Genomic DNA, 25,712 nt, shown 5'->3' with positions numbered 1-25,712 from the left:
CATCGCGAGGGGCCGAGGCTATGGACCAGCGAGTCAGGAGAGCCGCCGCCGTGCTGCGCAGCGCGTCGGCGGCGCTGGCGATCACGAGCGCCCTCGCCGTGCTGATCGGCTGCGACGCGGTGCGGCCGGCCCGGGAGCAGGCAGGGTCGACCGCACCCCCCGGGACCGCCCCGACCGGGACCGCGGCGCCCACACCGGGACCGGGCATCCCGGCCGTCGCCGTGGGATCCTCCGCCCGCAGCGTCACCGTGGGCGGCAGGGAACGCACCTACCGGCTGTACCGGCCGGCCACGCTGTCGCTGTCGGCGCCGGTACCGCTGGTGGTGATGCTGCACGGCGCCCTCGGCAACGGCCGCCAGGCGGAGACGGCGTACGGATGGAACAGCGCGGCGGACCGGTACGGGTTCCTGGTCGCGTACCCGGACGGTCTGCGCCGCTCCTGGGCGGTGAGCAGCGACTGCTGCGGACCGCCCGCCCGGGACGGCATCGACGACGTGGCGTTCGTCAGCGCCACGGTGGCCGCCATCTCCGCCGCGTTGCCGGTCGATCCGGCACGGGTCTACGCCGCCGGGATGTCCAACGGCGGGATGCTCGCCTATCAGTTGGCCTGCAGGACCACCGTCTTCGCCGCCATCGGGGTGGTGGCCGGCACGCTACTCGGGCAGTGCCCGTCACCCGCGCCGATCTCCGTGATCCATGTCCACGGCACCGCCGACGACGTGGTCCCGTACGACGGTCGGCCGGGGAAGTTGGACAACGGCGGCACCGGTCCGTTGCCGGTCAAGATCGACGGCGGACCCGTGCCCGACCAGATCGACAGGTGGCGTGAGATCGCCCGGTGCGCCGCGCCGAAGGTGCGTACCGTCGGACCGGTCAGCACGTCGGCCGCCCGCTGTCCGGGCGGGCGCGACGTCGAACTGATCACCATCGCCGGCGCCGGACACCAATGGCCGGGCGGTGCGCCGCAGACGGCGGCGGAGCGCCTGCTCGGGCTGGACCCGCCGGCAACGGCGCTGGCCGCTACCGAATCCATCTGGCGCTTCTTCAGCACCCACGCGCGACAGAGCTGATCCCGGCCCGGCTGACCGGTGGGCGCCTCCGCACCGGGAAGTTCACCCGGAGGCCGTCGGCCCGGGAACAGCGGGTTGCCGCTGTGGTCGTAGTCGACGGTGGCCCGGACCGCCGGGACCGAAGCCGTTCACGACGGGTTCCGCGTGCCGACGGTCATCAGGCACCGGGCGGCCGCCTCTGTTCCGTCGGTGCGTACGCCGGCGGCGATGGACCGGGCACGGGCACCGACGGAGGGTTGCAGGGTGTGTTTGAGAGCGCTCGTCAACGAGTCGGTGGTCGGTGCGCCGGCCGGGTGCGCGGCACCGAGACCGAGGCGGTCGATCCGTTCTGCCCAGTAGTGCTGGTCGTATATCTGGGGAACGATGACCTGGGGCGCACCGGCCCGCGCGGCTGCGGTGGTGGTTCCCGCGCCGCCGTGGTGGACGACGGCGGCGACCCGTTTGAACAACGCCTGATGGTCGACGTCGCCGATGACCAGGCAGTCGGGCTCGTCGTCAACCGTCGACAGCTCGGCCCAGCCCCGGGACACGATTGCACGGCGACCGAGCGCACGGGCCGCCTGGACCATCACCTGACCGAGGTCCTGCGGCGCGCTCATGCTGCCGAAGCCGAAGTAGACGGGTGGTTCGCCGCCGTCGAGGAACGTCTCCAGTTCCGGGGAGAGCGGACGCTCGTCCACCATCATCCAGGCCCCTGTCTGGAATCCGACCGGGTCTGCGGGATCGGGCCAGGGCGCCAACACCGGGTCGGCGGCCAGCCAGGGCCGGTCGGTGAAGATGTGGCTGCGTACGTCATTGACGGGGGCCAGCCCCAACGATGCCCGGTGCGAGTTGAGCACAGCGCCGAACGCGTCGTTGAAGCGTTGTCTGTTCGCAGCCCAGAGCTCGCGTTTGTCGGCGTTCGCGGGCGTTAACGGCTGTCCCCCTGGTAGCGGCATTATGGGTGGTGCGTGGAACGGCGACGGCAGGACCGTCGGGCAGTACGCGACAAAGACGTAAGGGATTCCCATAACCTCTGCCAGTGAACGAGCGGCGATCTGTAGGGCGGTCGCGGCCACGATGACGTCGCAGCCCTCGGCCGCCGCCGCGATCGTCTCGAACTGTGTGACGACCGTGGCTTCCGCGAGCTGACGTCGACGCTCGGGCGAGAGTTGGACCGGCGTACCCGGCGAACCGAGGGGTACGGCATTGCGCACCTCGTGACCGATGGGCGTCATGGGGATGCCGAGGCGCTCGCTCCAGTCCTGGAAGTCGGGCGGCGCGCACAGCCGCACCTCCTGACCGACGGCCCGCAACTGTAGAGCCAGTGCCACCAGCGGCTGAACATCGCCCCGCGATCCGATTGTCGACAGCAACACGCGCATCAGGACTCACTTCCGGCAGAGCATCGCCTGTTCTTTGGCTGGCGCATCTTCCTTGGCTGGAAAATCGTGAACATGAATTCGTCTCCGTAAACCGCGAGCTGATTACGCTCTCGGTCACAAATTCTGCACCTGCACCAGACTCTTAACGCAAGTCCCCATTATGGGCACATGTTGAAATGACGGCGGAACCCGATCGAGGTGTACCGGTGTCCAGGAGGTGCTGGCCCGCGAGCTGTGGGTCACGGATGGGGATGGCCGGTGATGCCGTCCAGGATGGTGATCAGGTTGTGGTGGAAGGTTTCCTCGGCGTCGAGGTGGGCGCCGTCGATCACGAGTCGGGCGACGGTGGGGTAGCGGCCCGTTTCGAGCATGCGCGTCAGGTAGGGCCCGAGGGCCGCCTGCCAGGCGGCGACGTCGGTACCGGTGGAACGGGCGGTACGCCGCTCGGTGATCTCGCCGCGCAGCGCGCCGACGACGAACGCGTTGAGGGCACCCAAAGCCCGCTGAAGATCGTCGATGCCGTGTACGCCAGGGGCCTGCCCGAGCGCCGCCGCGGTCGATTCGCCCACGGCGAGCGCGTGCGGTCCCAGGTGTGGCCTGGCGCCGAGCAGGTCGGCGAACCACTCGTGCTCAAGAGCGGCCTCGCGGGTCCGGTGCACGATGGCCAGCACAATGGCACGCCACCCGGAGTGCTGGCCGGTCTCGGCGATCTGGGCGTACACCGCGTCGACCATCAGATCGAGCAGCTCGGATCTGTTGGTCACGTAGTCGTAGAGCCGCATCGGACCGACACCGAGCTCTTTGGCGATCTTGCGTACCGACAGCCCGTCGAGGCCGTGTGCGTCGGCGATCCGGATAGCCGTGTCGGCGATCTTCGCGCGGCTCAGCGGCACCGGCGCCGCCCGAGGCTGGGGCTCGGGCCGTTCCCAGACGGGCAGCGGTGCGCTACCGTACGGCGTATCCATGAGGTACAGCGTACGGTAACGGAGATGATGATGCGAATCGCGATCGCCGGGGGTGGCCTCGGCGGCCTGACGCTGGCCCGAATCCTGCACCTGCACGGCATCGACACGGTCGTGTACGAACGCGAGGCAAGCCGATCCGCGCGATCACAGGGCGGCTCGCTCGACCTGCACCCGGAGTCCGGGCAACGAGCCCTGGCCGATGCCGGCCTCGCCGGCCGATTCCGGTCCGAGGCACGGCCGGAGGGCGAGGAACATCGCATCCTCGACCCGGCCGGACGCACGCTCGTGCACCACAAGCCAGCACCCGGCTCGCTCTCCGGACGCCCCGAGATCGACCGCAGCGCGCTGCGGGATCTGCTGCTCGATTCGCTCCCCGCCGACGCGGTGGCCTGGCAGCGCCGGCTCGTCACGGCGACGCCACGACCCGACGGAGGCTTCGGGCTGACGTTCGACGGCGGCCAGAGCGCCGACTGCGACGTCCTCGTCGGCGCGGACGGTGCCCGCTCGGTCGTGCGGTCGCTGCTGACCGACGCGCCACTCTCCGCCGTCGCCACCCTGGTGGAGCTGACCATCAGCGACGTCGACCGGCGCCACCCGGATCTCGCCGATCTGGTCGGCCCCGGAAACCTCTGGTGCATCGGCGTGAGCCAGATCCTGGCCGCACAACGCCTCGGCGACGGCAGCCTCCGAGTCGGCATCTCGCTGCGCGCGGACGATCACCACCTGGACACCTACCGCAGCAAGCGCGTCCTGCTGGACCTGTTCGACGGCTGGGACCCCAGCCTCACCGCACTCATCGAAGGCGCCGACAGCCCGCCGATCCCACGCCGGATCGAGGCGATGCCCAGCGATACCCGCTGGGCCCACCGGCCGGGCATCACCCTCATCGGTGACGCCGCGCACCTCATGCCGCCGGTCGGCGAGGGCGCCAACCAAGCCATGCTCGACGCCGCCGAACTCGCCGCCGAACTCGTCGGCAACCCCGCCGACCCCGACTCGGCGATCCGGACGTACGAGAAGGCGATGTTCAGCAGAATCCACCCGATCGCCGAGATGTCCACACGGGTACAGGCGATGATGCTGTCCCCCGGCGCGGCCGACGACATCGTCCGCTTCTTCACGCCCCGGCCCACCGAGCCGGCACCCGCAGTGGGTTCAGCTCCGGGGCCCCGCACCTCGGGCGAGCGCCTCTAAGCCTGACCGCCGCGTACCATGCGCGGTGGAGACGGCGGGTCCGACGCGGGGCGGGGACAGCGTGCCACCAGTCAGCACCTCAACCGCAAGCTTTACCTGGTCGCCGACGAGGTCACCCACACCGGCCCCCTGCCCGACACCGAACGCTGACCGGACCGACGCACCGTACGCGCCCCGGCGGCGCCGCCACGCGGATCGGGTACGTCCCGGATGTTGCCGCGTTCCTGACGTTGCGTCGAAGACCGGCGCCGGCTGCTCGTCGAGGGGCCGGACGGGTTCTGACTCTCCGTCCCGCACACGGATGATCAAGAAAAAACGCCTGACCGCGTTTCCGCAGGCCAGACGCCTTATGATCTTGCGCGCCCGAAGGGATTCGAACCCCTAACCTTCTGATCCGTAGTCAGATGCTCTATCCGTTGAGCTACGGGCGCAGGTGCCGGGCCAGTCTACACACCAACCTCAGCGCGGAGACTCCGGGATTCGAACCCGGGAGGGGCTTTAAGACCCCAACCGCATTAGCAGTGCGGCGCCATAGACCAGACTAGGCGAAGTCTCCCCGTGGTCTCACCAGACCACGTCGGTCGAGGATACAGGGCAGCGACCCGGCGGGGCAAAACGGCTACCCCCGGTGGCCCGCGAGTCGTCGGACCGCCGCCCGCCGCCTCCCCGCCGCCGACGTCACGACCTCCGCCGATTCCTGTTCGGTGCCGATCCGCCACCGAGACTAGGCTCACTCGACATGGAGGAGCAGTCGCCCACCGAGCCGCCCCGCCGCCGCCCGGAACCGAAGTCGACGCGCCGTTCAGGTCCGGCCAAGGCCGCCTTCACCTCCCCGCCGGACCCCGAGGACACCGAGACAGCCGGACAACCTCCGGCGCCCCGGCCCCGCAGGACACCGCCGACCGTGCTCTTCCAGCCCCCCGCCGAAGCGGAGCCGGCGGCAGCACCAGCGGCAGGGGCGCGCACGCCGACGGCACCCGGCGAGTCCGACGCGGCCCCGGCGCCGTCCGCCACTGCGCAAGCCGCCGCCGCAGAACCCGCCACTGCCGAAACCACTGCCGCAGAAGCCGGCCCCGTCGAGCCGACCACAGAACCCGGCACAGCCGGCACCACCGAGGAGCAGGAAACTACGAGGCGGACGACCGGCGCGACCAGGGCCACCGCCAAGAAGGCAGGCCCGGCGAAGAAGACCGCCGCCCGGAAGGCCACGAGTACGGCCAAGGCGACCGCAGCCGGCCAGAGCACCGCCGCGACGAATGCCACCCCCAGCAAGGCCAGCGCCGAGAACGCAGGCCAGGCGAAGAAGGCCGCCAAGAAAGCCGCGAAGAAAGCAAACCCGGCGAAGAAGGCCACCAGGAAGGCGACGCCAGCGACGGCAACCCCCGCAGCCGGGACGGTGCCCGCCGAGACAACCCCAGCGGTACCGGCGGACACCGCCCCGGCGCTGGTAGCACCGTCGACTGAGCCGACCACCGACGTCGACCCTGCCGTCGACACCGACGCCCCGGTGAGCGAGCCCACGATCCCCGTCGACACGGCCGCCGACACCGCCACGCCGACCACCACCCCTGAGCCGACCACCACCCCTGAGCCGACCACCGCCCGGGAGCGGATCGGCACGTCCACCGACACCGGAACGCTGCATCGGGACGGGACGCGGGACGAGACCCGTGCCGGGAGCGGCGTGGCCGAGCGGGCAGCTTCGGGGCGTACGGCTGGGCAGGGAGCGCAACCGTCCACGGCCCGGCAGATCCTCGACCATCCGGGGTACGCCCCCGAACTCCTCGCCCTGGCCGCGGTACGCGGGCTCGGCCCGGAGGCCCTCGCCTGGGCGACCTGGGTCCGGGCCGCCTATCCGGGTGCCACCCCTGACGGGCTGGTCCGACTGGCCACCCGGCGGTACGTCCGGCTCGCCGCCGCCGGTGGGGCCCTGTCGACCGCGACCGGCATCCTCGCCCCGCTCGCCGAGCTGGCCGCCGTCACCTGGGCACAGGCGGGCCTGGTGCTGCACCTGGCAGCCGCGCACGGCCACGACCCGACCCGGCCGGACCGGGCCGCCGACCTGCTGGTGCTGACCCGGGTACATCCGGATGCGGACAGTGCCCACGCCGCGTTGGCCGCCGCCGAGGCGGCGGTTGCCGTCAGGAAGGACGAGCCCGGCCCAAGCACCCGGACCGCCACCCGCTCGGAAGACACCGGCTCGGACGCCTTCGGCCCGGAGGGCAACGGCGGCGACGGCGACGGCAAGGGGGAGGGGGAGGGCGAGGGCGACAACTCGGAGGACGGCAGCTCAGGCCGTGACGACTCGGACGAGGTCGCGCCGGCGGGCCGGTTGGCGGAGGCGGGCTGGCGACTCGGCGCGCCGATCGTCGCCCGGACCGCCAACTGGCTGGCCCTGCGGCTGGCCGTACGCCGGCTGCCCGGGGCGTTGACGTTGGCCGCCGCCAGCCTGAACTCCGCTGCCACCGAGCGACTCGCCGCGCGGGCTGTCGCCCACTACCGACCGGGAGCGCCCTCGCCGGATCCGGCCGGCCGTTCCGTGCTGCCCGGTGGCGGCGACCCGTCGGTCGTCTACAGCCAGTCGAACCAGTCGCGGGGCAGCAGCGCGTAGCCGACGAAGGCGACCACGTCCAGCAGGGTGTGCGCCACCACCAGCGGCAGCACCCGCCTGGTACGCAGGAAGAACAGCGCGAACACCACCCCCATGACCGCGTTGCCGACGAACGCGCCGAAGCCCTGGTAGAGGTGGTACGAGCCGCGCAGCAGGGCGCTGGCGGCGATCACCGCACCGATCCGCCACCCCATCTCCCGTAGCCGGGTCATCAGGTAGCCGACCACGACGACCTCTTCGAGGATCGCGTTCTGCGCGGCCGAGAGGATGAGCACCGGTACCGCCCACCACAGGTCCGGCAGACTCGCCGGAACCACCGTGGCGTTGATGCCGAGGTGCGCGGCGACCCAGAAGAGGCCGAGCCCGGGCAGTCCGATCGCGGCGGCGAGCGCCGCACCCCAGGCCAGGTCCCGGCCCGGCCGCCGGCCGTCCAGGCCGAGCACCTCGCGGGCCCCGCCCCGGCCCTGGTCGGGCAGCGCGTCCCGGGCGAGCAGCCCGTCCCGGTCCAGGGTCCGGTCGCGGTTCAACAGGTGTACGGCGAGCAGCACCGGCACCAGCGCGAAGAAGATCCCGAGAAGCTGGTACGTGAGGTCGAACCACGGGCGGGCCGACTGGGAGGCGTTCAGGGTGGCGGTCTGCTGGGACAGCGGCCGGTCGGCGGTGAGCCGGGCGATGATCGTCACCGCCGAGTAGATCGCGGACTGTCCCAGGGAGAGCCCGAGGACCAGGAGCACCTCGGTGCCCAGCACCCGGCGGGAGAGCGGGCGGGCGAGATCAACCGTCACCCGACAACTGTGCCCGATCCGGCTGCCCGCCGGGACCGTCCGCTCCGGTCTTCGTGACCCGATCTCGGACCGAGTCGGCGCCTGACGGACTTGAGGGTCGGCCGCAGCGAGACCGGCCGCCACCCGCACCGAAAGCGGCGCCCACGGCAGCGGCAGCGGACTCCGGTCGTTGATCGCACACTCTGTGCGACCAACATTGACTCACGGTATTCATTCTTATTCGGGCAGTGGCCCCGACCGAGAAGGTGGCATGGACAACCTCGCGCAGCTGTTGAAGGAGAGCTGGACCCTCGTCGAAGATCGACGGGACAGGATCGCGGGATACTTCTACGCCCGGATGTTCCTGTCCGACCCCGCCCTGCGCACACTGTTCCCGGTGCAGATGGACGGCCAGCGGGACCGCCTGCTGGAGGCGATCGTGACCGCCGTGCACACCATCGACGACCCGGAGAACCTCGACGACTACCTCCGCTCGCTCGGCCGCGACCACCGGAAGTACCACGTCCAGCCGGCGCACTACGACACGATGGGCAGCGCGCTGCTGACCGCGCTGCGGGAGACCGGCGGCGAGCGGTGGACCGTCGAGTACGACCAGGCGTGGCGGGACGCGTACCAGGTGATTGCCGAGCGGATGCAGGCCGGCGCGGCCGACGACACCAACCCGCCGTTCTGGCACGCGGAGGTGATCGGCCACGAGCGCCGGGGCAGCGACATCGCCGTACTGACCTGCCGGCCGCTCCAGCACCATCTGCCCTACCGGGCCGGCCAGTACGTCAGCGTGGAGGTGCCGCGCTACCAGCCGCGCCTCTGGCGGACGTACTCGATCGCCAACGCCCCGCGCGAGGACGGCACCCTCGAACTCCACGTCCGGGCGGCCGGTGCCGGCTGGGTCTCCAGCGCCCTGGTCCGGCGGGTCAAGGTCGGCGACCTGTTGCGGGTGGCCGCCCCGATGGGTGCGATGACGTTGGACCGCTCGTCGACCCGGGACGTGCTCTGCGTGGCCGGCGGTGTCGGGCTGGCGCCGATCAAGGCGCTGACCGAGGAGCTTGCCGGGTACAACCGCACCCGGTGGGTGCACGTCTTCGTCGGCGCGGCCGGCCGGGACGACCTGTACGGGCTGACCGAGCTGTGCCGGCTCGCCGCCGAGCACCCCTGGCTGTCGATCATCCCGGCGTGCAGCGACGACCCCGGCTTCCCCGGTGAACGGGGCGAGATCTGCGACGTATTCGCCCGGTACGGCCCGTGGACCGCCCACGACTGCTACGTCTCCGGCTCGGCCACGCTGGTCCGGTCCGCACTGCGCACGCTCGCCGCCGACGACGTGCCCCCGGAGAACATCCGGTACGACGCCTTCGGCGACCTCTAGACCCTCCCTCTCCCCCCAGAGCCGGGTCTCCGTGCCCTATACCGGTAGGGCACGGAGGCCCGGCTCCCGTTCCGGGCTCGGTGACGGCGGGCGGCCGGGTCAGTAGCGCCAGGGGTTGCCGGTGTCCCGGTACTCCTCGATCGGCACCAGCGGGACCTCCGGGTCCATCCGGTCGACGTACAGCCGGCCCTCCAGGTGGTCGATCTCGTGGGCGACCAGCCGGGCCATGGCGAGTTCGAACGAGGTGATCATGCGTCCGCCGTCCCAGCGGGCGTGCTCGACGTCGAGCCGCAGTGGCCGGGCGACCAGGCCACGGAGGTCGAACAGGGAGAGGCAGCCCTCGTACTGCTCGTCGGTCTCCAGGGCGGCGTCGACCACCCGGGGGTTGAGCAGTACGACCGGGTCGGCGTCCCGGTCCGGCGGGCGTACGACGGCGGCGGCCCAGGGAAGCCCGATCTGGGGCGCGGCGAGCCCGACGCCCTTGCTGAACGGGTGCAGTTCGTCGAGGCGTTCCAGGGCGGCCCGGAGCCGGGTCACCACGTCGCGGGCACTGGCGTCGTCCCGGGGCAGGTCGAAGTGCCGGGCCGGCTGGCGGAGCAGGTCCGCGCCGAGCTGCACGATGCCGGCGGCGCGCATCCGGTCGCTGGCCCGCCCCTCGGTCTCCGCCGCCGGGGCGGCGGGCTGGGCCGGCTGGGCCCGGTAGCGCCACTCCAGCCGGTACCGGGCGTTCAGCGGCGGGTCGTCGGTCGACCACTCGAACAGCGACCGGCCGCCCTCGTCGTGCCGGACCAGTGGCGTACGCAGCGGCCCCTCCTCGGCCGACAGCGACGTCTCCACGCCCCAGACCTGGGGGTCCAGGTCGAACGGCAGGTCGAGCCGGAGGGCGAGCCGACGGGTGGGCAGCCGGACAGCCCGCTGGAACCACTGCCCCCACTTGTCCTGGTTGACCCGGTACGAGTATTCGGTGGTGACCCGCTCGCCGGGATAGAGCGGAAACCGGCCGTCGGCGTTCTCGAAGAGCAGCCAGATCTCCTTGAACGCGTCCCGGTCGTGCTTCTTGCGCCACTCCATCGGCTCGCGGGTGCCCTGGTCGTCGCAGAACGCCTGGAGGTCCAGCTCGGCGAAGGTGAGCGGGTTCTCCCGGTGGTGCCGGTTGGACCGGGCCGGGTCGTTGGGATAGCGGTCCACGGCCACCCGGACCAGGTAGCGGGTCACCGGCTCGGTGCCGGCGTTGTAGAGCGCCCGCCGGATCACGCACCGGTACGCGCCCTCGTGGTAGGCGAGCGTGGCGGTCTCCTGCTCCACGATCAGGCCGGTGCCGGGCGGCATCCACTGCTCGGGTACGGGCGGGTCGCGGTGCGCGACGGCACTCGACCGGGCCTGCCGGAGCTCGTCGTACTCCTGGAAGCGCTGCCAGATCGCACCGGCAGCCCCGAGTACGGCCTCCGCGCGCCGGGCGAAGTCCTCGGTGGGCCGGTGCCGCCGACCCTCGACATGGCTGACGTAGGACGGGTCGAACCCCATCCGGGCCGCGAGCTGCTTCTTGGTCATGCCCCGCTCGACCCGCCGGCGGGAAAGCTCGGCCGCGAACGAGTCGGCAGCCCGCTCGATAGGCGTGGTCATCAGGTTCCTCTGGCCGGGAATCTCAGTCTCCCGGCCGAGCCGGCCAGTCTGACAGTACTGGCGCGTTAACGACAATGGCTTGACATTGCCGCCTCGATCGATGATCATCCACGGCCCGATCCCACATCCCGAGTCAGATCCCTTACGCCTCAGCTAAAACATCACAGGATTTCCCCCGCGAAGCCCCAACTCTGGTTAGCCTTGCCTTAGTAGGCTATGGTGACGATCGGTCGTCAGACGTGGGGGGTTGATCCAGGTGGCATCGAGGCAGACCAGGCTGGTTGCGTCCGGCGTGCCGGGCACCTGCCCGCCCGCCGGAGCGCCACAGAACGGCAACCGAGCGTGACTGTGCTGGTCGGTGACCGGGCCGCCGCGCCGCTGGCTCCGGTGACCGCCTCGCTCCGGGCCGCCTTCGGCACCGACGAGTTGCCCGGCCTCGCCACCGGCCTGTTGGTCACCGACGAGACCGGCTGGACCCCGGCCACCGAGCTGGTGGACGGCACGCGGCTGCCCGAACTGCTGGCCGTCACCCGGCAGCGCTGGGGCGCCACCCCGCACGCCGCCGCCGCACTGGCCTGGAAGTCCTACACCTACTGGCTGCTGCTGCCCGTGGTGCTCGGCTGGGCGTCCGCACGTCGGGTCCCGCTGCTGCGCCCGAGTGACGTACTGGTCCGGTTCGAGGACCACCGGCCGCTGCTCACACTCGGGATGCGCCGCTCCACCGAGATCGCCGTACTCCCCTCGGACCCGCTGGCCCTCTCCGGCCTGCCCGAGGTCAGGGTGGTGCTGGGCGAGGCCGAGTTGCTGGCCGCGCTCCGGGCGTCCCTGCTCGACGCGCACCTGACCCCGATGCTCGACGCGCTACAGCAGCAGGTCCGGGTCGGCGCCCGTACGCTGCTCGGCTCGGTGGCCTCCGGCGTGTCGCACGGGGTGCTGCGGGCCGCCGACGCGCTGCCCGGCGGCTCCGCCGAGACGATCGGCACGCTGCTGGACACGCTCGGTGTGGCGGACCTGGTCGACCTGGTGCCCGGTCCGACCGGTGAACTGACCGTGCAGCGCAAGACCTGCTGCCTGGCCTTCACGCTCCCGCAGCCGAAGGTCTGCGCCGGCTGCTGCATCCGCACCGCCTGAGGCACGCCACCTTCCTGAGGAGCGCTCGTCTCCGGACGAGCGCGGACTCCTGACGAGCGCCGCGTCCTGAGAGGCGCCGCGTCCTGAAAGGCGCCGCTTTCCCCTGAGGAGCGCCACCTCCTGCTCCGGCGCATGCTCCCGGGGCTGCCGACTGGGGCACGCACCGGGGCGAAGCAGGCAAGGTATCGACACTGGACCGTTATCGCCAGGACACGACGGACGAACGTGGTCGAGCTATGTTCGGGTGGTCTTGTAACGAAACGCCCCCGAACTGGTCACAACCGATGCCTGAAGTCATGAGTTCGGCTCGCACGAGTGCCCCAATTTCCCTACGGTCGTCGTAGATGGTTCACTCTGTCGGTCCAGTGCAGGTCGAGTCAGAGCGTGAGGGATCTACGCATGGCAGAAATAACTGGAGATCAACGCATTCAGGAAGAGGTGCTGGAAGGCCTCGCCACCGCTGTCAACCACCGACGCTGGTTCGTCGAGCTGGCCCTGCCGTACCTCGGCAACAACCCGATCGAGATCGGCAGCGGCCTGGGCGACTACGCCATCGAGTGGGCACCCTTCCTGGAGCGCTTCACCGCGACCGAGGCCGACCCGGACCGGCTGGTCGCGCTGAAGGAGCGGCTCGCCGGCGAGCCCAGCATCGAGGTACGCCAGATGCTGCTGCCCAGCAACGAGCAGGGTGACTACAGCGCCGCCGTCTCCTACAACGTGCTCGAGCACATCGAGGACCACGTCGGAGCGCTGCGCAGCATGCGCGACCTGGTCCGGCCCGGCGGAGCGATCGTACTGATCGTGCCGGCCTTCCAGTTCGCGATGAGCCCTGCCGACATCGCCACCGGGCACGTCCGGCGCTACACCAAGAAGACCATGCGGGCCGCGCTCGAAGAGGCCGGCCTGGAGGTCGAGACGCTGCACTACGCGAACGCGCTGGGCCTGATCGGCTACTACATGGCGACCAGCGTCTTCCGGCTGATGCCCAAGGAAGGCCCGATGGTCAAGGTGTACGACACCGTCGTGCTGCCGGTGACCAAGGCCGCCGAGCGGGTGGTCCGCCCGCCGTTCGGTCAGTCCGTCTTCGCGGTCGCCCGAGTGCCCGCCTGAGACTCCTGCGGGCCACGGGCCGGCATCGACGGCAGACCACGCCGGATGCCGGCCCCGTCGCCACCGCTCAGCCCTTGACCTGGTACGTGGGCCGGATGACCGCCCGGGCCAGGGTGTGGAACGTCAGGTTGAACCCGACGTACGCCGGGCTGGCCTCCGGGGTGAGGTCGAGCTTCTCCACGTCGAGGGCGTGCACGGCGAAGACGTACCGGTGCGGGTGGTCCCCGGCCGGCGGCGCGGCACCGCCGTACGACTGCTCGCCGTAGTCGTTACGCACGCTGAACGCGCCCGAGGCGCCGGCCGACGGCGTCTGCCCGGCTCCCTGCGGCAGCTCGGTCACCTCGGCCGGCACGTTGACCAGTACCCAGTGCCAGAACCCGCTGCCGGTGGGGGCGTCCGGGTCGTAGCAGGTGACGGTGAAGCTCTTCGTCTCGGCCGGGAAGCCCGTCCAGGCGAGCTGCGGCGAGATGTTGGCACCGCCGACGCTCGGATGGGCGAACTCGGCTGCCAACGGCTCGCCGTTCTGGACGTCGTTGCTGGTCAGCGTGAAGGCCGGGACGGGCGGCAGCACCTCGTACGGGTCGGGTGGAATCTGTCGGTCGAGATTCATCGGGAAGTCCTTTCGGCAGGGCGGGTGGCTCGCGCCGGAAAGCCGGCGTCGTGCCCTTTCTACCCGTTCGACGGGTGACCACCCCGCGCGGACCTCGCCACCGCCGGGTACCCGAACTCCCCGAGCGCGCCAACCTCGAAGCCGCTACGACTCGGCGTCCGACGGCAGCGCGGCGGCGGCGATCCGCAACTCGGTGGCGGTGACCCCGGGCGGCGGTACGGCAGCCCGGCGGTGGATCTCGACCACCAGCGGGCGTCGCGGCTCCTCGACCCGGGCCAGGTAGCCACGCGCCGCGGCCAGCGCCTCGCAGTGCAGGACCCCACAGGTGCGGCAGATGCCCTCGGCGTCCAGCCGATGGTCGGCGACGATCCGCCGGGCCACCAGAATCAGTCGGTTGCGCACCTGCACCGGGGTGAGCCGCAGCTCCATGGCGCCCTCGCTTCACTCCGTACGCCCACCGGGGCGTGACCGTGGAAGGCGGCCCCGTACCCGCCGATTCCGCAGAAGTTATGCACACAGAATCACCGTGCGATTACTACGCGTAGAGCGTAGGGACACTCCCTGCGTAGCCGTCAACCGAGTGTGGGACATCTCGCAGGTGCCGGACCACAGCCGTACGGACAGCTCCCTACCACTCGCCCTCACCCAGGGCGTTATCCACAGCCAGGCGGGTTATCCACAGAGGTCCTCGTGCTTACGGCGAGGTCGGCCGGGTTCGGAAGAGACTGGCGACGGGGTCGAGGCGTGTCGCCACACAGGGGTGGAGGGGACGGCGGTTGTCCAGGGAACATGAGCGTGACCAGTTCGAACGGATGCGCCTTGTCGAACAGATCGAGCGGGCCCGCGCGCTCATCGCGCAGTACGCCGAACACCAGGCGCACTACCGGGCCAGGGTCGAGGACAACCGGTATGAACTTGGGAGACTAGACGAACGGCTTGGTGATTGAGATGGCTGTCGATCCGCACATCCAGGCGCTTCGTGACCTGCTGGTTGCCGAGCATGAGGAGCGCATCGCCGAAGTGCAGCGCTGGGCCGACGAGGCAGCGGCTCGCGGCGACGAGTGGTACCAGCGCTGGCACCAGGATCATGCGGCGCGCCTCCGGGCGATGGTCTACCCCTGGGAGCAGCACCGAGCCGGATCCTGAGGATGGCTGGGAGGTTGCCTGCCAAGGTGCTGGCCGATGTCCGATCACCGATCGCCACCACCGCCCCTATGCCGGGCCGAATCCCGCCGCGCCCTACTGCGGTCCTGGGGCGGACCATGCTTCCCGGACGCGCTCCCGTGCGCTCTGAGGCGCCTCCAGACGGTGGAAGATGTCGCCACCGGCCCAATGCAAGCAGTCGATGCCGTACATGTGAAGGAGGCGGATGTCGCGGTCTGCGGGCCGTTCAGGGAACATTGCGGTCAACCGGTTGACGGGATGGCTCGCGTGGGCGGCGTAGTCGAGCAGTTGTCCAAGGGCGTCGCGTACGTAGCGGTGGGCCGCTGACCGCTTGGCTTCGATCAGGTCGGCGTCTTCGATGATGTAGAGGTCGGACCAGCCCACGTCCAGTTTCAGCCGGTGGGCCTGTGAGTCGGGGAGGGTCTGGCGGTATCGGGCGACTAGGCGGGCCTCGGCGCGCCTCAGGATCACCTTGCCTGCCTTTCGCTCGTACTCGGTCGTGTCGGTGTGGTTGCCCTCCGCGTCGAAGATCACAGATCCGTCGTTCAACGCGGCCACGAGGGTCTCTTCGGCGAGCGCGTCTTCATCGTCGTGCCCACTGTCGGCGCCGTCGAGCCCAAGCCCGGCGATGAGGGCGGCAGCTTGTTCGGGTGACGGGACGCGGGTCTCCTGGAAGACGTCGCGCGGTTTGTAGCCGGCGAGTACCTGGATCTCGCTGTAGCCGAGGTCGTGGACAAGGCGGAAGTCGACCACGCTGTAGACATTGCTCCAGCCGCCGGTCTTCGGGTCCGGCTGCCACAGCAGGTCGGCCAGTGCCTGGTTCCGTAGCTTGCAGCCGAGCTTGCCGATGGCCTGTACCTGGTTGTCGCCGGTGAAGAGGATGTGATCACCGGTGGCGAGGCGGTCCATCTTGCTGTCGTGCCGCGCCAAAGCGCCCCAAAACCGGGCGCTGCCGTCGGGGTGCAGCTTCAGCAGAGCGTCTAGTTCCTCGTCGCGAAGGGTTGCCTTCAAGGGCGGGGCCAGAAACGACACGGGTTGAGCCAATGTGTCGGAGAACCGTGCGCGGGAGGCAGGGTTGCCGTATGACGGCGCGATCAGCACGAGAGTCTGACGGCTGCTCGGCCGCGGCGCTGTCGAGGTACGCCCCTCGACGTTGAAGCCGAGCCGCCGGAGACGTCGCGCAACGGCCTGCTCACCCCCGGTGAAATCGTCAGAGCGAAGCGGGTATCCGACCGCGTACCGGTGCGCCACACCCAGGATCGCCTTGGAGTCGTACCGCTTACCGCCATGGATGAGGAAGTAGACCGTTGCCCGGCCAAACCCGTGACGAGTCAGGAAGACATCGCGGCCGGCTTCGTCGTACTCGGCCACGGCGGCGAGGACGGAGGAGTGGGTGATGTCCGACAGTCCCATGGCCCGGCAGAATATGCGGCCGGGGCGACAAGGTCTCGGCGGCGACCTCCTCCAGGCCGGTCCTCCGACGGCGTTGTGCTGGTCGAGGGAGGGCATCTTCCCTGTTTAGGGGGCGGAGGGGGTGGGATTCGAACCCACGAAGAGGATCGCTCCCCTTACCGGTTTTCAAGACCAGCGCCATCGGCCACTAGGCGACCCCTCCTCGGCCGTGGTCGTCAACGGAACGGCGATCCACGGCCGTGCCTAGTGTGCCATGACCGGCGATGGGGCGGGCGTACCCGGCACCCGACCGCGACTCCGATCGACGGGCGTGCCCGGGCATCGCCGGGTCGACGCTTGGGCCGAAGCCGGGATCGGGTAAGACTGGACCCATGAAGGCGATCACGATTCCGGAGCCGGGTGGACCCGACGCGTTGGTCTGGACCGACGTCCCCGAGCCGACCCCCGGGCCGGACGAGGTGACGCTCGACATCCGGGCGAGTGCGGTGAACCGGGCCGATCTGCTGCAACGCCAGGGGCACTACCCGCCCCCACCGGGCGCGCCGCCGTACCCCGGTCTGGAGTGTGCGGGTGTGGTCAGCGCGGTCGGTGCCGAGGTGACCGGCTGGAGCGTCGGCGATCCGGCCTGCGCCCTGCTCAGCGGCGGCGGCTACGCCGAGCGGGTGGCGGTGCCGGCCGGGCAGCTCCTGCCGGTGCCGGAGGGCGTCGACCTGGTCGACGCGGCGGCGCTGCCCGAGGTCGCCTGTACGGTCTGGTCCAACGTGGCCCAGTTGGCCCGGCTGGGCATCGGCGAGACCCTGCTGGTGCACGGCGGTGGCAGCGGTATCGGCACCTTCGCGATTCAGCTCGGCGCCGCGCTCGGCGCCACCGTGCTGACCACCGCCCGGGCCGACAAGCACGACCGGCTCCGCGAGCTGGGCGCCGCCGGGGTGATCGACTACGCCCAGGAGGACTTCGTCGAGGTGACCAAGCGGCTCACCGACGGTCGGGGCGTCGACGTGATCCTGGACATCATGGGCGCGTCGTACCTCGGTCGCAACGTCAAGGCGCTGGCCACCGGCGGCCGGATCGTGGTGATCGGGCTCCAGGGTGGTCGCAAGGGCGAACTGGACCTGGCCGCGCTGCTGGCCAAGCGGGGTTCGGTGGCCGCGACCGCGCTGCGCTCCCGGCCCGCCGTCGAGAAGGCCGCGATCGTCCGGGGCGTACGCGAGGAGGTCTGGCCGCTGATCGAGTCGGGCGCGATCCGGCCGGTGGTCTACCGCCGGCTGCCGATGTCTCAGGCGCCGGAGGCGCACCGGATCGTCGACTCCAGCGACCACTTCGGCAAGGTGCTGCTCACCGTCGACTGATCTGTCTCCCGATCAGCGAGCCGATCACGGTCGGTCAGCTGTCACGCTCACGCCCACCGGGCCGGTCGCGGTCAGCCGGCCGGTTCCGGCTCGGCGGCCGGGGCGGGCAGCATCCGGCGTGGGCCCGGCCCCTGCGTGGCCAGTTCGTCGTCCGGGTTGTAGAGGTTGCAGCTCCGCAGCGACAGGCAGCCGCAGCCGATGCAGTTGGTCAGGTCGTCACGCAGCCGGGTCATCAGGTCGATCTTCTCGTCCAGCCGGCGTCGCCATCTCGCGGAGAGCCGTGCCCAGTCGGCCTTGGTCGGGGTACGCCCGTCCGGCAGCTCGGCGAGCGCCACCCGGATGTCCTCCAGTGACACCCCGAGCTGCTGCGAGATCCGGATGAACGACACCCGGCGCAGCTCGGCCCGCTCGAAGCGCCGCTGGTTCCCGCCGGTACGGCCGGCCCGGATCAGCCCCAGCCGCTCGTAGTAGCGCAGCGCCGAGGTCGCCACCCCGGAGCGGGCGGCCAGCTCGCCGATGGTCAGGGTCTCCTGCCGCACGGCTCCTCCACTGTCCAGGACCGGCCAACTCGTCGGATCGACTGTCGTCCCTGCGGGCTTGAGTTCAAGCGCACTTCAACTTGCAGGGTAGAGGCATGACGACGACAACCACCGCACCGGGTCGTACCCGCCGGACCTCGGCGCAGTCCCCACACTCCGGGCTGCCGGCCGAACTCGGGTCGCTGCTACGCCGGCTCACCGGCGACGAGAAACACGCACCCAGCGCACACTCGACCCTCGACGTGCTCTGGGTGCTCTACGACCGGGTCCTCCGGATCTCCCCGGAAACCGCCGAGGACCCCGAGCGGGACCGGTTCCTGCTCTCCAAGGGCCACGGGCCGGCCGCCTACTACGCCGTACTCGCCAGCAAGGGTTTCATCCCCGAGCACTGGCTCGACGACCTGGCCGGCCCGGAGAGCCGGCTCGGCCACCATCCCGACCGGGTACTCGTGCCCGGGGTCGAGATCGGCAGCGGCTCGCTGGGCCACGGTCTCGGGCTGGGCGTCGGCATCGCCCTCGGGCTGCGCGCCCAGGGCCTGGACCTGCCCCGGGTGTACGTCCTGCTCGGCGACGCCGAACTCGACGAGGGCTCGAACCACGAGGCGATCGCGTACGCCGGGGCGACCGGGCTGGCCAGGATCACCGCGATCGTGCTCGACAACCGGTCCGCCTCGCACGGCTGGCCCGGTGGGATCGCCAGCCGGTTCACCGTGCACGGCTGGTCCGCCAGCACCGTCGACGGCCGGGACCACGACGCGATCGAGACCGCCCTCACCAGCCACCGACCCGACCGGCCGCACGTGGTCGTCGCGGTCGTCGACCCCGAGGAGTGACCGAGATGCGGGACGCCTTCATCGACACCGCCACCGCCCTGCTGGACGACGATCCGCGTACCGCGGTCGTGCTCGCCGACATCTCGGCGTCGAGCTTCGCGCCCGCCGCCCGGCAGCATCCGGACCGGGTACTCAACGTCGGCATCCGGGAACAGCTCATGGTCGGGGTGGCCGGCGGGCTCGCCCTGACCGGACTGCGCCCGATAGTGCACTCGTACGCCACGTTCGCCGTCGACCGGGCGTACGAGCAGCTCAAGCTCGACCTCGACCACCAGGGGGTGGGTGCCGTGGTGGTCAGCGTCGGCGCCTCGTACGACGGGGCGAGCATGGGCCGCACACACATGTCCCCGGGCGACGTGGCCCTGCTGGACACGCTCAGCGACTGGACCGTGCACGTACCCGGGCATCCGGCCGAGGTGCCCGGCCTGCTCCGGGCTGCCGCCCGGCACGACGAGCGGGTCTACCTGCGGCTCTCCACCCAGGTCAACGACCTGCCCCGGCCCGCCGCCGGGCAACTGACGGTGGTGCACCGGGGCGGCGCCGACGCGCCGCTGGTGGTGGCGGTCGGGCCGATGCTCCACCCGGTGCTGCACGCCATAACCGGACTGGACGTGACGGTGGCGTACACCCACACGCCGCGCCCGTTCGACGTCGTCGGGCTGCGGGAACTGGTCGGGGCGGCCACCTCGGCCGGTGCCGTGCCGGCGGTGGTGCTGGTCGAGCCGTACCTGGCCGGTACCTCCAGCGCGCTGCTCGGGGCGGCGCTGGGCGGGGTACCGCACCGGTCGCTGGCGCTCGGCGTGGGCCGCACCGACCTGCGGCGGTACGGCGAACCGGCCGACCACGCCCGGTGGCACGGCCTGGATCCGGCGGGTCTGCGCCGGTCGATCACCGAATTCCTCGGCTGACCGCCGATCGCGGCCGTGCTCCCGGCTCCCGCGCGGGGCCGGGGGACGGCCGTCCGGGTCCGGTCAGCGCCGGCCGGGGGTCTCCCGACGGCGGGTGCGTTCCCGGCCGAGGATCAGCAGCGCCTCGACGCCGTCCTTCCAGGTGATCTTCTTGCCCTCTTCCCGGTTGCGGGCCCGGTAGCTGATCGGCACCTCGTACGGGCGGATCCGGCGGCGCAGCAGCTTGCCGGTCACCTCCGCCTCCATCCCGAAGCCCCGGGACCGGACGTCGAGCGAGCGGTAGAGCGCCACCGGCATCAGCTTGAAGCAGGTCTCCAGGTCGCCGATGTAGGAGTTGAACAGCACGTTGGCGGCGGTGGTGACGGCCTTGTTGCCCATCACGTACCAGAAGCTGTAGGCGCTGTGGCTGCCGAACGTCCGATTTCCGTAGACCACCGTCGCCCGGCCGTCCAGCACCGGGGCGAGCAGCTTCGGGATGTCCTGCGGGTCGTACTCGAGGTCGGCGTCGAGGATCACCATGTACTCACCCTCGGCGCTGTCCACGGCGGTCCGGATCGCCGCGCCCTTGCCGGCGTTGCGCGGATGGGTGACGACCCGGAGCCGGGTGTCGTCGGCCCGGCCGAGGATCTCTCCGGTACCATCACGGCTACCGTCATCGACCACGACGAGTTCGATCTCGCACGGATAGTCGACCGCGAGGGCCTGCTTGAGGGCGTCCGCGATGCGTTCTTCCTCGTTGTAGACCGGCATGAGGATCGAGAGCTTCACGGGAGTCTCCACGGTGCCGACGACAAATCGGCCCTAGCCTAGCCTGATTACCGGGCTCCGCCATGCCTGGCATCCGCGTCCGGCCTCCCGGATCGGCTCCGCGGGCGGGACCGGTAAGGGCCGGCCTCCCCTGCGGCAGGTGACCGGCCGGTGCGGTGACCGAGGTGCAGGGCCGCCGGTACGTTCACCTCCCGGGAGGTGAACGTCCTAGCTCCCGGCCGGTAGCCGGACGGTGAACCGGGCGCCGCCCTCCGGCGCGTGTCCGGCCGTGATCCGACCGCCCAGCCGGCGGACGAGTCCGGCGGCGAGCGCCAGCCCCAGTCCGCTGCCCACCTTGCGTACGCCCTGGTAGCGCTGGCGCAGTACGCCGCGTTCGAAGGCGACGGCGAGGTCGTCGTCGGTCAGCCCCGGCCCGCCGTCCCGGACCTCCAGCTCACCGCCGGGCGGCTCGCCCGGTCCGGTCGGGCGTACCGCGAGCACGATCACCGCGCCGGGCGGCACCACCCGGAGCGCGTTTTCCAGCAGCCCGTCCACGACCTGCCGGATCCGGCCCGGATCGGTGTGCACCGAGATCGGCCCGGCCGGCGCCTCGACCCGCAGTACGACGCCGAGCGAGGCACAGCGGGCGCTCCAGACCTGTGCGGCGTCGGCGGTCAACCGGTCGAGGTCGACCGGTACCGGCTCCAGGGCGAAGTCGGCGGCCTCCAGCCGGGCCAGCGACAGCAGGTCGCCGATCAGCCGGTCGAGGTGTTCCGCCTCGGTCTGCATCGTCTGCCCGGCCCGCTGGGCACCCTCCGGGCCGACCACCCCGTCGGCCAGCGCCTCCGCATAGCCCCGGATCGCGGTCAGCGGGGTACGCAGCTCGTGCGAGACGGAGAGCAGGAACTCCCGCTGCCGACCCTCGCTCTGGGCCAGCGCGGCGGCCAGGTCGTTGAGCGCGTGCGCGAGGTCGGCGGCCTCCTCCGGCGGTTCCACCGGTATCCGTACCGCCCGGTCGCCGGAGCGCAGCCGGGCCGCCGCCGTCGCCGCGTGCCGGATCGGCCGGGCGAGCCGGCGGGCGAGCAGGGCCCCGGCCACCACCCCGGCGGCCAGCCCGGCGAGCAGCGGCAGCCAGAGCAGCCCGGCGACGTCTCCCCAGAGTCCGGTGGTGGCCGGCCGGGCCAGCACGATCCCGTTGCCGCCCGGCAGCCAGCGCCCCTCGACCATCGACCGCCGGCCGGCGACCGGACGCTGCCCGGAGAAGTTCCGGCCGGCCGCGACCCGGTCGACCACCTCGGCGGGCAGGCCGGGCCGGTCGGGGCTGCCGGCCCTGATCAGGTACGCGTCGATGCCCTGGTTGCGCAGTTGCCGGACGATCCGTTCCTCGTCGGCGGCCCGGCCCCGGTCCAGCCGGTTGCGCAGCGCCTCGGCTGCCAGCCGGGCCTGCGCCGTCAGCGCGTCCCGGGCCTGCCGTTCGGCCGAGCGGGCGGCCAGCGGGACGGCGACGACGGCGGTCACGACGACCGACACCAGGGCCACCGCGCAACTGACCGCCACCGCGCGGGCCGTCAGGGTACGCCCGAACCGGCGTCGCCGGCCCGGGTCGGATGTGCCCGGGTCAGCCGGCACAGGCGTACCCGACGCCGCGGTGGGTCCGGATCACGTCGGCGGCCGGACCGAGCTTGCCGCGTACCTGGGCGACGTGCACGTCGACGGTGCGGGTGCCGGTGTGCGCGGCGTAGCCCCAGACGCTGGCCAGCAACTCCTCCCTGGTGAAGACCCGGCCCGGCCGGCCCATCAGGTGCGCCAGCAGGTCGAACTCGGTGGAGGTGAGCTGCACCGGGTCACCGGCGACGGTGACCTGCCGGCGTACCGGGTCGAGCGTGACCGGGCCGGCCACCCGGGGCTGCTCGGCACCGTCCGGGGTACCGCCGGTGCGGCGCAGCACCGCCCTGATCCGGGCCACCAGTTCGCGCGGGCTGAACGGCTTGGTCACGTAGTCGTCGGCACCGAGTTCCAGCCCGACGACCCGGTCCACCTCGTCGTCCCGGGCGGTCAGGAAGATCACCGGAGTCCAGTCGCCCGCCGCGCGCAGCCGGCGACAGACCTCGGTGCCGGAGAGGCCGGGCAGCGCGATGTCGAGTACGCAGGCGACCGGGCGCAGTCGCTGGGCGGCGGCCAGCCCGGCCGTACCGTCGTGCTCGACGTGCACCCCGTAGCCGTCCCGCGTCAGGTAGAGCCGGACCAGGTCGGCGATGGACCGCTCGTCCTCGACCACCAGCACGAGCCCTCGGTGCGGGACGCTGCCCGGTTGTACGGTGTCGACGGCCACCGGCCAATGATGTCCGATCGGCGGCCCGGTGACTCGGACGGCAACGTTCGGATCAGGTACGGATCCGGTGAGCGGTGACGGCGATGTGCCGGCTGCCGGCTCGCCGGGTCAGGCCGCGACGACCGGACTGAGCCGGGGTACCCGGGCCGGGGCGGTCAGCCGGGCGGGCGGGGTCGCCGCCAGCGCCGGTACCGGGCGGGGCTCGTGCGACGTGCCGAGCACCGTCGGACGGTCCACCGGCGCGGCGGCGGCGACCCGGGACCGGGCCGCCATCCTCGGCCGGAAGACCTGGCTGAACAGGGCGTCGAGCTGCCACATCTGACTGGGCCGGCTGGCCCGGATCAGGAACCGCTCGCGTACCCCGTCGACCGCGGTCGCGGCCAGTTCGACCACCGAGGCCCGGGGGTCGGGGTTCCAGGCGACGTTGTTGAGATGTCGCAGTTCGGTGTTGAGATGCAGCCGGAGTCGGTGCAGCAACCGGGTCTGCTGGGTCACCACCAGCCGGCGGGTGGTGAGCAGGAGCAGGCAGCCGTTCGCGGGCTGTTCCGGACGGGTGCACCGGGTCACCAGGACGGTGACGTCGCCGGCCTGTACGCAGTTGCGCAGGACCGGCAGGTGCCGACTCACTGTCGGGCTGGCCACCCCGGTCTCCGCGGCGGCCGGCAGCAACGTTCGACAGAACACATCCACGCCTGTTCCAACGAGATCCTGCCGGGGATGACGCGGCCGAGGCATGGATGAGAATGAAATTATAGAAGTTCCACGATGGTCACGTTGGCCATCCCGCCGCCCTCGCACATCGTCTGGAGGCCGTACCGGACCCCGGAGTCGCGCATCTGCTGGAGCATGGTGGTCATGATCCGGGCGCCGGATCCGCCCAGCGGATGACCGAGGGCGATCGCACCGCCCCGGGGGTTGAGCCGGGCCGGATCGGCCTCGGTCTCGGCCAGCCAGGCCAGCGGTACCGGGGCGAAGGCCTCGTTCACCTCGTACACCCCGATCTCCTCGATGCCCAGCCCGGCCCTGCGCAGCGCCTTCGCGGTGGCCGGGATCGGTGCGGTGAGCATCAGTACCGGATCGTCGGCGGCGACCACGGCGGTGTGGATCCGGGCCAGCGGGCGCAGCCCGTTTCGCCGGGCCCACTCCGGCGTGGTCACGGCGAGCGCCGCCGCGCCGTCGGAGATCTGCGAGGCGGAGCCGGCCGTGACGACGCCGTCGGCCCGGAACGGGGTCTTCAGCCCGGCCAGCCGGTCCAGGCTGGTGTCCCGGCGGATTCCCTCGTCGGCGACCACCTTGGCGCCGTCCGGCAGTACCACCGGAACGATCTCCGCCTCGAACGCCCCGGCGTCCTGTGCGGCGGCGGCCTTCTCGTGGCTGGCCAGCGCGTACTCGTCGAGTTGCCGTCGGGTCAGCCCCCACCGTGCGGCGATCAGCTCCGCGCCGACACCCTGGTTGAACGGCACCGGATCGTCGGCGGCGAAGCCCGGCGTACCCCGGTAGCGGTCCCGCACCTGGCCGCCGTAGGGCAGCCCGGTGCCGGGCGAGGTGCCGGATGCCGAGGGCTGGATGCTGCTGCCCATCGGCACCCGGGTCATCGACTCCACGCCACCGGCGACCACCAGGTCGGCCTGGCCGGAGGCGACGGCCGCCGCCGCGAAGTGCAGCGCCTGCTGGCTCGACCCGCACTGCCGGTCGAGCGTGGTGCCGGGCACCGACTCCGGCCACCCGGCGGCGAGTACGGCGTTCCGGCCGACGTTCCAGGCCTGCTCGCCGACCTGGGACACGCAGCCCCAGATCACGTCGTCCACCTGGGCCGGATCCAGCCCGGTGCGTTCGGCGAGCGCCGTCAGCACCCGCGCCGACAGGTCCACCGGATGCACGGTGGCGAGCGCGCCACCGCGCCGGCCCACCGGGCTCCGTACCGCACCGACGATGACCGCGTCCGCCATGTCTACTCCCCAGTAACTTGGCTGTCCCGATCCTACGTCGTCCTGGCGCCGGGAAGGAGTTCCGGCGGTGGCATCCTGGACCCGTGCACTCCGAACCGGACACTCCGCCCCGGCGCTGGCGCGTCGAGACCACCCTGCCGGTGTTCAAGCTCGGTGGCGCGGGACTCTTCGTAGCCCTCGGCGTACTCTTCGCCGACGGCGACCCGGTACGGCTCGGCGCCGGCCTGCTCGTCGCGGCCGTACTCGCCGGCTGGGCGGTACGGGACCTGGTGGCGCCGGTCCGGCTCGCCGTCGACGACGACGGGATCACCGTGATCCAGGGCTTCGCCGGGCGGCGGCACATCCCCTGGTCGGAGATCGAACGGATCAGCGTGGACAGCCGGCCCCGGCTCGGGCTGACCACCGAGACGCTGGAGATCGACCGGGGCGCCGGCCTGCACCTGTTCAGCCGGTACGACCTCGGGGCCGCCCCGCGCGACGTCGCCGAGGTGCTGCGCGGCGTACGGTCGGGTCGGCCGTCCGGCCCGTCCGGCACCGGCCCGGCGCACTGACCCGTACGCCGGCCGGCCGACTTGCCCGGCACGGGCGACCGACCGAGCTGCTCGGGCGGCCCGGCGGCTCGCTGCGGGCAAGCAGGTCAGGCAAGCAG

At 71.6% G+C, this 25,712-nt stretch carries 25 protein-coding genes and 3 tRNA genes; 12 read left to right on the top strand and 16 right to left on the bottom strand.

The genetic code is table 11. The annotated features are described in order from the left end of the window. The first annotated feature begins 20 nt into the window (after positions 1-20). Positions 21-1,070, top strand: a complete 1,050-nt coding sequence (locus tag Pen02_RS20810) for an extracellular catalytic domain type 1 short-chain-length polyhydroxyalkanoate depolymerase (protein WP_203867740.1) — start codon at positions 21-23, stop codon at positions 1,068-1,070. A 128-nt stretch (positions 1,071-1,198) separates the two neighbouring features. Here Pen02_RS20810 and Pen02_RS20805 read toward each other — a convergent pair whose 3' ends face one another. Continuing rightward, a complete protein-coding gene (locus Pen02_RS20805) occupies positions 1,199-2,434 on the bottom strand; it encodes a glycosyltransferase (RefSeq protein ID WP_203867739.1) in 1,236 nt (411 codons plus the stop codon). 239 nt (positions 2,435-2,673) lie between these two features. Then, complete coding sequence (locus tag Pen02_RS20800) at positions 2,674-3,495, bottom strand: TetR/AcrR family transcriptional regulator (RefSeq protein WP_239141024.1); 822 nt, start codon at positions 3,493-3,495, stop codon at positions 2,674-2,676. Here Pen02_RS20800 and Pen02_RS20795 point away from each other — a divergent pair. Both Pen02_RS20795 and Pen02_RS42585 read left to right on the top strand, forming a co-directional pair. Further along, the gene (locus Pen02_RS20795) at positions 3,424-4,593 is read left to right on the top strand and encodes an FAD-dependent oxidoreductase (RefSeq protein WP_239141023.1); all 1,170 of its coding nucleotides are present in this window, start codon (positions 3,424-3,426) and stop codon (positions 4,591-4,593) included. The two genes, Pen02_RS20800 and Pen02_RS20795, sit on opposite strands and share 72 nt — an antisense overlap. Positions 4,594-4,611: 18 nt before the next feature. Continuing rightward, positions 4,612-4,743, top strand: coding sequence for a hypothetical protein (locus Pen02_RS42585; protein WP_275413592.1), 132 nt, complete (start codon positions 4,612-4,614; stop codon positions 4,741-4,743). 208 nt (positions 4,744-4,951) lie between these two features. Here Pen02_RS42585 and Pen02_RS20790 read toward each other — a convergent pair. After that, positions 4,952-5,024: transfer RNA gene (locus Pen02_RS20790), tRNA-Arg, on the bottom strand. Positions 5,025-5,058: 34 nt separating this feature from the next. Next, a tRNA-Ser gene (locus tag Pen02_RS20785) sits at positions 5,059-5,149 on the bottom strand. 183 nt (positions 5,150-5,332) lie between these two features. Here Pen02_RS20785 and Pen02_RS20780 point away from each other — a divergent pair. Then, positions 5,333-7,204: a hypothetical protein gene (locus Pen02_RS20780; RefSeq protein WP_203867738.1), complete on the top strand. Its 1,872-nt coding sequence runs from the start codon at positions 5,333-5,335 to the stop codon at positions 7,202-7,204. Here Pen02_RS20780 and Pen02_RS20775 read toward each other — a convergent pair. Further along, the gene (locus Pen02_RS20775; protein WP_203867737.1) at positions 7,165-7,989 is read right to left on the bottom strand and encodes a CPBP family intramembrane glutamic endopeptidase; all 825 of its coding nucleotides are present in this window, start codon (positions 7,987-7,989) and stop codon (positions 7,165-7,167) included. The two genes, Pen02_RS20780 and Pen02_RS20775, sit on opposite strands and share 40 nt — an antisense overlap. 250 nt (positions 7,990-8,239) lie before the next feature. Here Pen02_RS20775 and Pen02_RS20770 point away from each other — a divergent pair, with 250 nt between their 5' ends. Then, a complete protein-coding gene (locus Pen02_RS20770; protein WP_203867736.1) occupies positions 8,240-9,355 on the top strand; it encodes a globin domain-containing protein in 1,116 nt (371 codons plus the stop codon). A gap of 99 nt (positions 9,356-9,454) precedes the next feature. On the opposite strand, the gene Pen02_RS20765 is transcribed toward Pen02_RS20770, so the two are convergent. Then, positions 9,455-10,978, bottom strand: coding sequence for a peptide deformylase (locus Pen02_RS20765; RefSeq protein ID WP_372445636.1), 1,524 nt, complete (start codon positions 10,976-10,978; stop codon positions 9,455-9,457). A gap of 351 nt (positions 10,979-11,329) precedes the next feature. Between Pen02_RS20765 and Pen02_RS20760 the strand changes: the two genes are divergently transcribed. Together Pen02_RS20760 and Pen02_RS20755 are read left to right on the top strand one after the other, a co-directional pair. Then, entirely contained in the window at positions 11,330-12,109 is a 780-nt protein-coding gene (locus Pen02_RS20760) for an IucA/IucC family C-terminal-domain containing protein (RefSeq protein ID WP_203867770.1), read from the top strand. Positions 12,110-12,508: 399 nt separating this feature from the next. Then, positions 12,509-13,219: a class I SAM-dependent methyltransferase gene (locus Pen02_RS20755; protein ID WP_203867735.1), complete on the top strand. Its 711-nt coding sequence runs from the start codon at positions 12,509-12,511 to the stop codon at positions 13,217-13,219. Between the two features lie 67 nt (positions 13,220-13,286). On the opposite strand, the gene Pen02_RS20750 is transcribed toward Pen02_RS20755, so the two are convergent. Further along, entirely contained in the window at positions 13,287-13,829 is a 543-nt protein-coding gene (locus Pen02_RS20750) for a YbhB/YbcL family Raf kinase inhibitor-like protein (RefSeq protein ID WP_203867734.1), read from the bottom strand. A 144-nt stretch (positions 13,830-13,973) separates the two neighbouring features. After that, positions 13,974-14,258: a hypothetical protein gene (locus Pen02_RS20745; protein WP_203867733.1), complete on the bottom strand. Its 285-nt coding sequence runs from the start codon at positions 14,256-14,258 to the stop codon at positions 13,974-13,976. Between the two features lie 519 nt (positions 14,259-14,777). Between Pen02_RS20745 and Pen02_RS20740 the strand changes: the two genes are divergently transcribed. Further along, positions 14,778-14,975: a hypothetical protein gene (locus tag Pen02_RS20740; RefSeq protein ID WP_203867732.1), complete on the top strand. Its 198-nt coding sequence runs from the start codon at positions 14,778-14,780 to the stop codon at positions 14,973-14,975. 93 nt (positions 14,976-15,068) lie between these two features. Here the strand turns inward: Pen02_RS20740 and Pen02_RS20735 are convergent, their stop codons facing one another. Next, a complete protein-coding gene (locus tag Pen02_RS20735) occupies positions 15,069-16,406 on the bottom strand; it encodes a ScoMcrA-related endonuclease (RefSeq protein ID WP_239141021.1) in 1,338 nt (445 codons plus the stop codon). 113 nt (positions 16,407-16,519) lie between these two features. After that, positions 16,520-16,608, bottom strand: a tRNA-Ser gene (locus tag Pen02_RS20730). A 169-nt stretch (positions 16,609-16,777) separates the two neighbouring features. Between Pen02_RS20730 and Pen02_RS20725 the strand changes: the two genes are divergently transcribed. Then, the gene (locus Pen02_RS20725) at positions 16,778-17,755 is read left to right on the top strand and encodes an NAD(P)H-quinone oxidoreductase (RefSeq protein ID WP_203867731.1); all 978 of its coding nucleotides are present in this window, start codon (positions 16,778-16,780) and stop codon (positions 17,753-17,755) included. A 71-nt stretch (positions 17,756-17,826) separates the two neighbouring features. Here the strand turns inward: Pen02_RS20725 and soxR are convergent, their stop codons facing one another. After that, positions 17,827-18,294 carry a redox-sensitive transcriptional activator SoxR gene (gene soxR / locus Pen02_RS20720; protein WP_203867730.1) on the bottom strand — a complete coding sequence of 156 codons (468 nt, stop codon included), beginning with the start codon at positions 18,292-18,294 and terminating at the stop codon, positions 17,827-17,829. Between the two features lie 95 nt (positions 18,295-18,389). Between soxR and Pen02_RS20715 the strand changes: the two genes are divergently transcribed. Both Pen02_RS20715 and Pen02_RS20710 read left to right on the top strand, forming a co-directional pair. Next, entirely contained in the window at positions 18,390-19,127 is a 738-nt protein-coding gene (locus Pen02_RS20715; RefSeq protein WP_203867729.1) for a thiamine pyrophosphate-binding protein, read from the top strand. A 5-nt stretch (positions 19,128-19,132) separates the two neighbouring features. Further along, positions 19,133-20,035 (top strand): transketolase family protein, encoded by a 903-nt coding sequence (locus Pen02_RS20710; protein WP_203867728.1) that lies wholly within the window; start codon positions 19,133-19,135, stop codon positions 20,033-20,035. Between the two features lie 63 nt (positions 20,036-20,098). Here Pen02_RS20710 and Pen02_RS20705 read toward each other — a convergent pair whose 3' ends face one another. The 5 genes from Pen02_RS20705 to Pen02_RS20685 form a co-directional block, all read right to left on the bottom strand. Next, positions 20,099-20,803 carry a glycosyltransferase family 2 protein gene (locus tag Pen02_RS20705; RefSeq protein WP_203867727.1) on the bottom strand — a complete coding sequence of 235 codons (705 nt, stop codon included), beginning with the start codon at positions 20,801-20,803 and terminating at the stop codon, positions 20,099-20,101. Positions 20,804-21,010: 207 nt separating this feature from the next. Then, entirely contained in the window at positions 21,011-22,411 is a 1,401-nt protein-coding gene (locus Pen02_RS20700; RefSeq protein ID WP_203867726.1) for a HAMP domain-containing sensor histidine kinase, read from the bottom strand. Then, the gene (locus Pen02_RS20695) at positions 22,401-23,114 is read right to left on the bottom strand and encodes a response regulator transcription factor (protein WP_239141019.1); all 714 of its coding nucleotides are present in this window, start codon (positions 23,112-23,114) and stop codon (positions 22,401-22,403) included. Before Pen02_RS20695 ends, Pen02_RS20700 begins: the two co-directional genes overlap by 11 nt. A 108-nt stretch (positions 23,115-23,222) precedes the next feature. Next, on the bottom strand, positions 23,223-23,804 hold the full coding sequence (locus Pen02_RS20690) for a hypothetical protein (protein ID WP_239141017.1): 582 nt from the start codon (positions 23,802-23,804) through the stop codon (positions 23,223-23,225). Positions 23,805-23,863: 59 nt separating this feature from the next. Further along, the gene (locus Pen02_RS20685) at positions 23,864-25,063 is read right to left on the bottom strand and encodes a thiolase family protein (protein ID WP_203867725.1); all 1,200 of its coding nucleotides are present in this window, start codon (positions 25,061-25,063) and stop codon (positions 23,864-23,866) included. 83 nt (positions 25,064-25,146) lie between these two features. Here Pen02_RS20685 and Pen02_RS20680 point away from each other — a divergent pair, with 83 nt between their 5' ends. Beyond that, entirely contained in the window at positions 25,147-25,614 is a 468-nt protein-coding gene (locus Pen02_RS20680) for a PH domain-containing protein (RefSeq protein ID WP_203867724.1), read from the top strand. The last annotated feature ends 98 nt before the right edge of the window (positions 25,615-25,712 follow it).

Origin of the sequence: Plantactinospora endophytica (assembly GCF_016862915.1) — a bacterium.
In the GTDB taxonomy this organism is placed as follows: Bacteria; Actinomycetota; Actinomycetes; order Mycobacteriales; family Micromonosporaceae; genus Plantactinospora; species Plantactinospora endophytica.
The sequence above is the reverse complement of the archived record's forward strand: the minus strand, read 5'-3'. Positions and strand labels throughout refer to the sequence as shown.

Coding starts and splice junctions, on each gene's coding strand:
- Pen02_RS20770 (WP_203867736.1), top strand. CDS start 8,240: ATGGACAACCTCGCGCAGCTGTTGAAGGAGAGCTGGACCCTCGTCGAA.
- Pen02_RS20715 (WP_203867729.1), top strand. CDS start 18,390: ATGACGACGACAACCACCGCACCGGGTCGTACCCGCCGGACCTCGGCG.
- Pen02_RS42585 (WP_275413592.1), top strand. CDS start 4,612: ATGCGCGGTGGAGACGGCGGGTCCGACGCGGGGCGGGGACAGCGTGCC.
- Pen02_RS20780 (WP_203867738.1), top strand. CDS start 5,333: ATGGAGGAGCAGTCGCCCACCGAGCCGCCCCGCCGCCGCCCGGAACCG.
- Pen02_RS20750 (WP_203867734.1), bottom strand. CDS start 13,829: ATGAATCTCGACCGACAGATTCCACCCGACCCGTACGAGGTGCTGCCG.
- Pen02_RS20745 (WP_203867733.1), bottom strand. CDS start 14,258: ATGGAGCTGCGGCTCACCCCGGTGCAGGTGCGCAACCGACTGATTCTG.
- Pen02_RS20795 (WP_239141023.1), top strand. CDS start 3,424: ATGATGATGCGAATCGCGATCGCCGGGGGTGGCCTCGGCGGCCTGACG.
- Pen02_RS20810 (WP_203867740.1), top strand. CDS start 21: ATGGACCAGCGAGTCAGGAGAGCCGCCGCCGTGCTGCGCAGCGCGTCG.
- Pen02_RS20765 (WP_372445636.1), bottom strand. CDS start 10,978: ATGACCACGCCTATCGAGCGGGCTGCCGACTCGTTCGCGGCCGAGCTT.
- Pen02_RS20735 (WP_239141021.1), bottom strand. CDS start 16,406: ATGGGACTGTCGGACATCACCCACTCCTCCGTCCTCGCCGCCGTGGCC.
- Pen02_RS20805 (WP_203867739.1), bottom strand. CDS start 2,434: ATGCGCGTGTTGCTGTCGACAATCGGATCGCGGGGCGATGTTCAGCCG.
- Pen02_RS20740 (WP_203867732.1), top strand. CDS start 14,778: ATGGCTGTCGATCCGCACATCCAGGCGCTTCGTGACCTGCTGGTTGCC.
- Pen02_RS20710 (WP_203867728.1), top strand. CDS start 19,133: ATGCGGGACGCCTTCATCGACACCGCCACCGCCCTGCTGGACGACGAT.
- Pen02_RS20755 (WP_203867735.1), top strand. CDS start 12,509: ATGGCAGAAATAACTGGAGATCAACGCATTCAGGAAGAGGTGCTGGAA.
- Pen02_RS20725 (WP_203867731.1), top strand. CDS start 16,778: ATGAAGGCGATCACGATTCCGGAGCCGGGTGGACCCGACGCGTTGGTC.
- Pen02_RS20685 (WP_203867725.1), bottom strand. CDS start 25,063: ATGGCGGACGCGGTCATCGTCGGTGCGGTACGGAGCCCGGTGGGCCGG.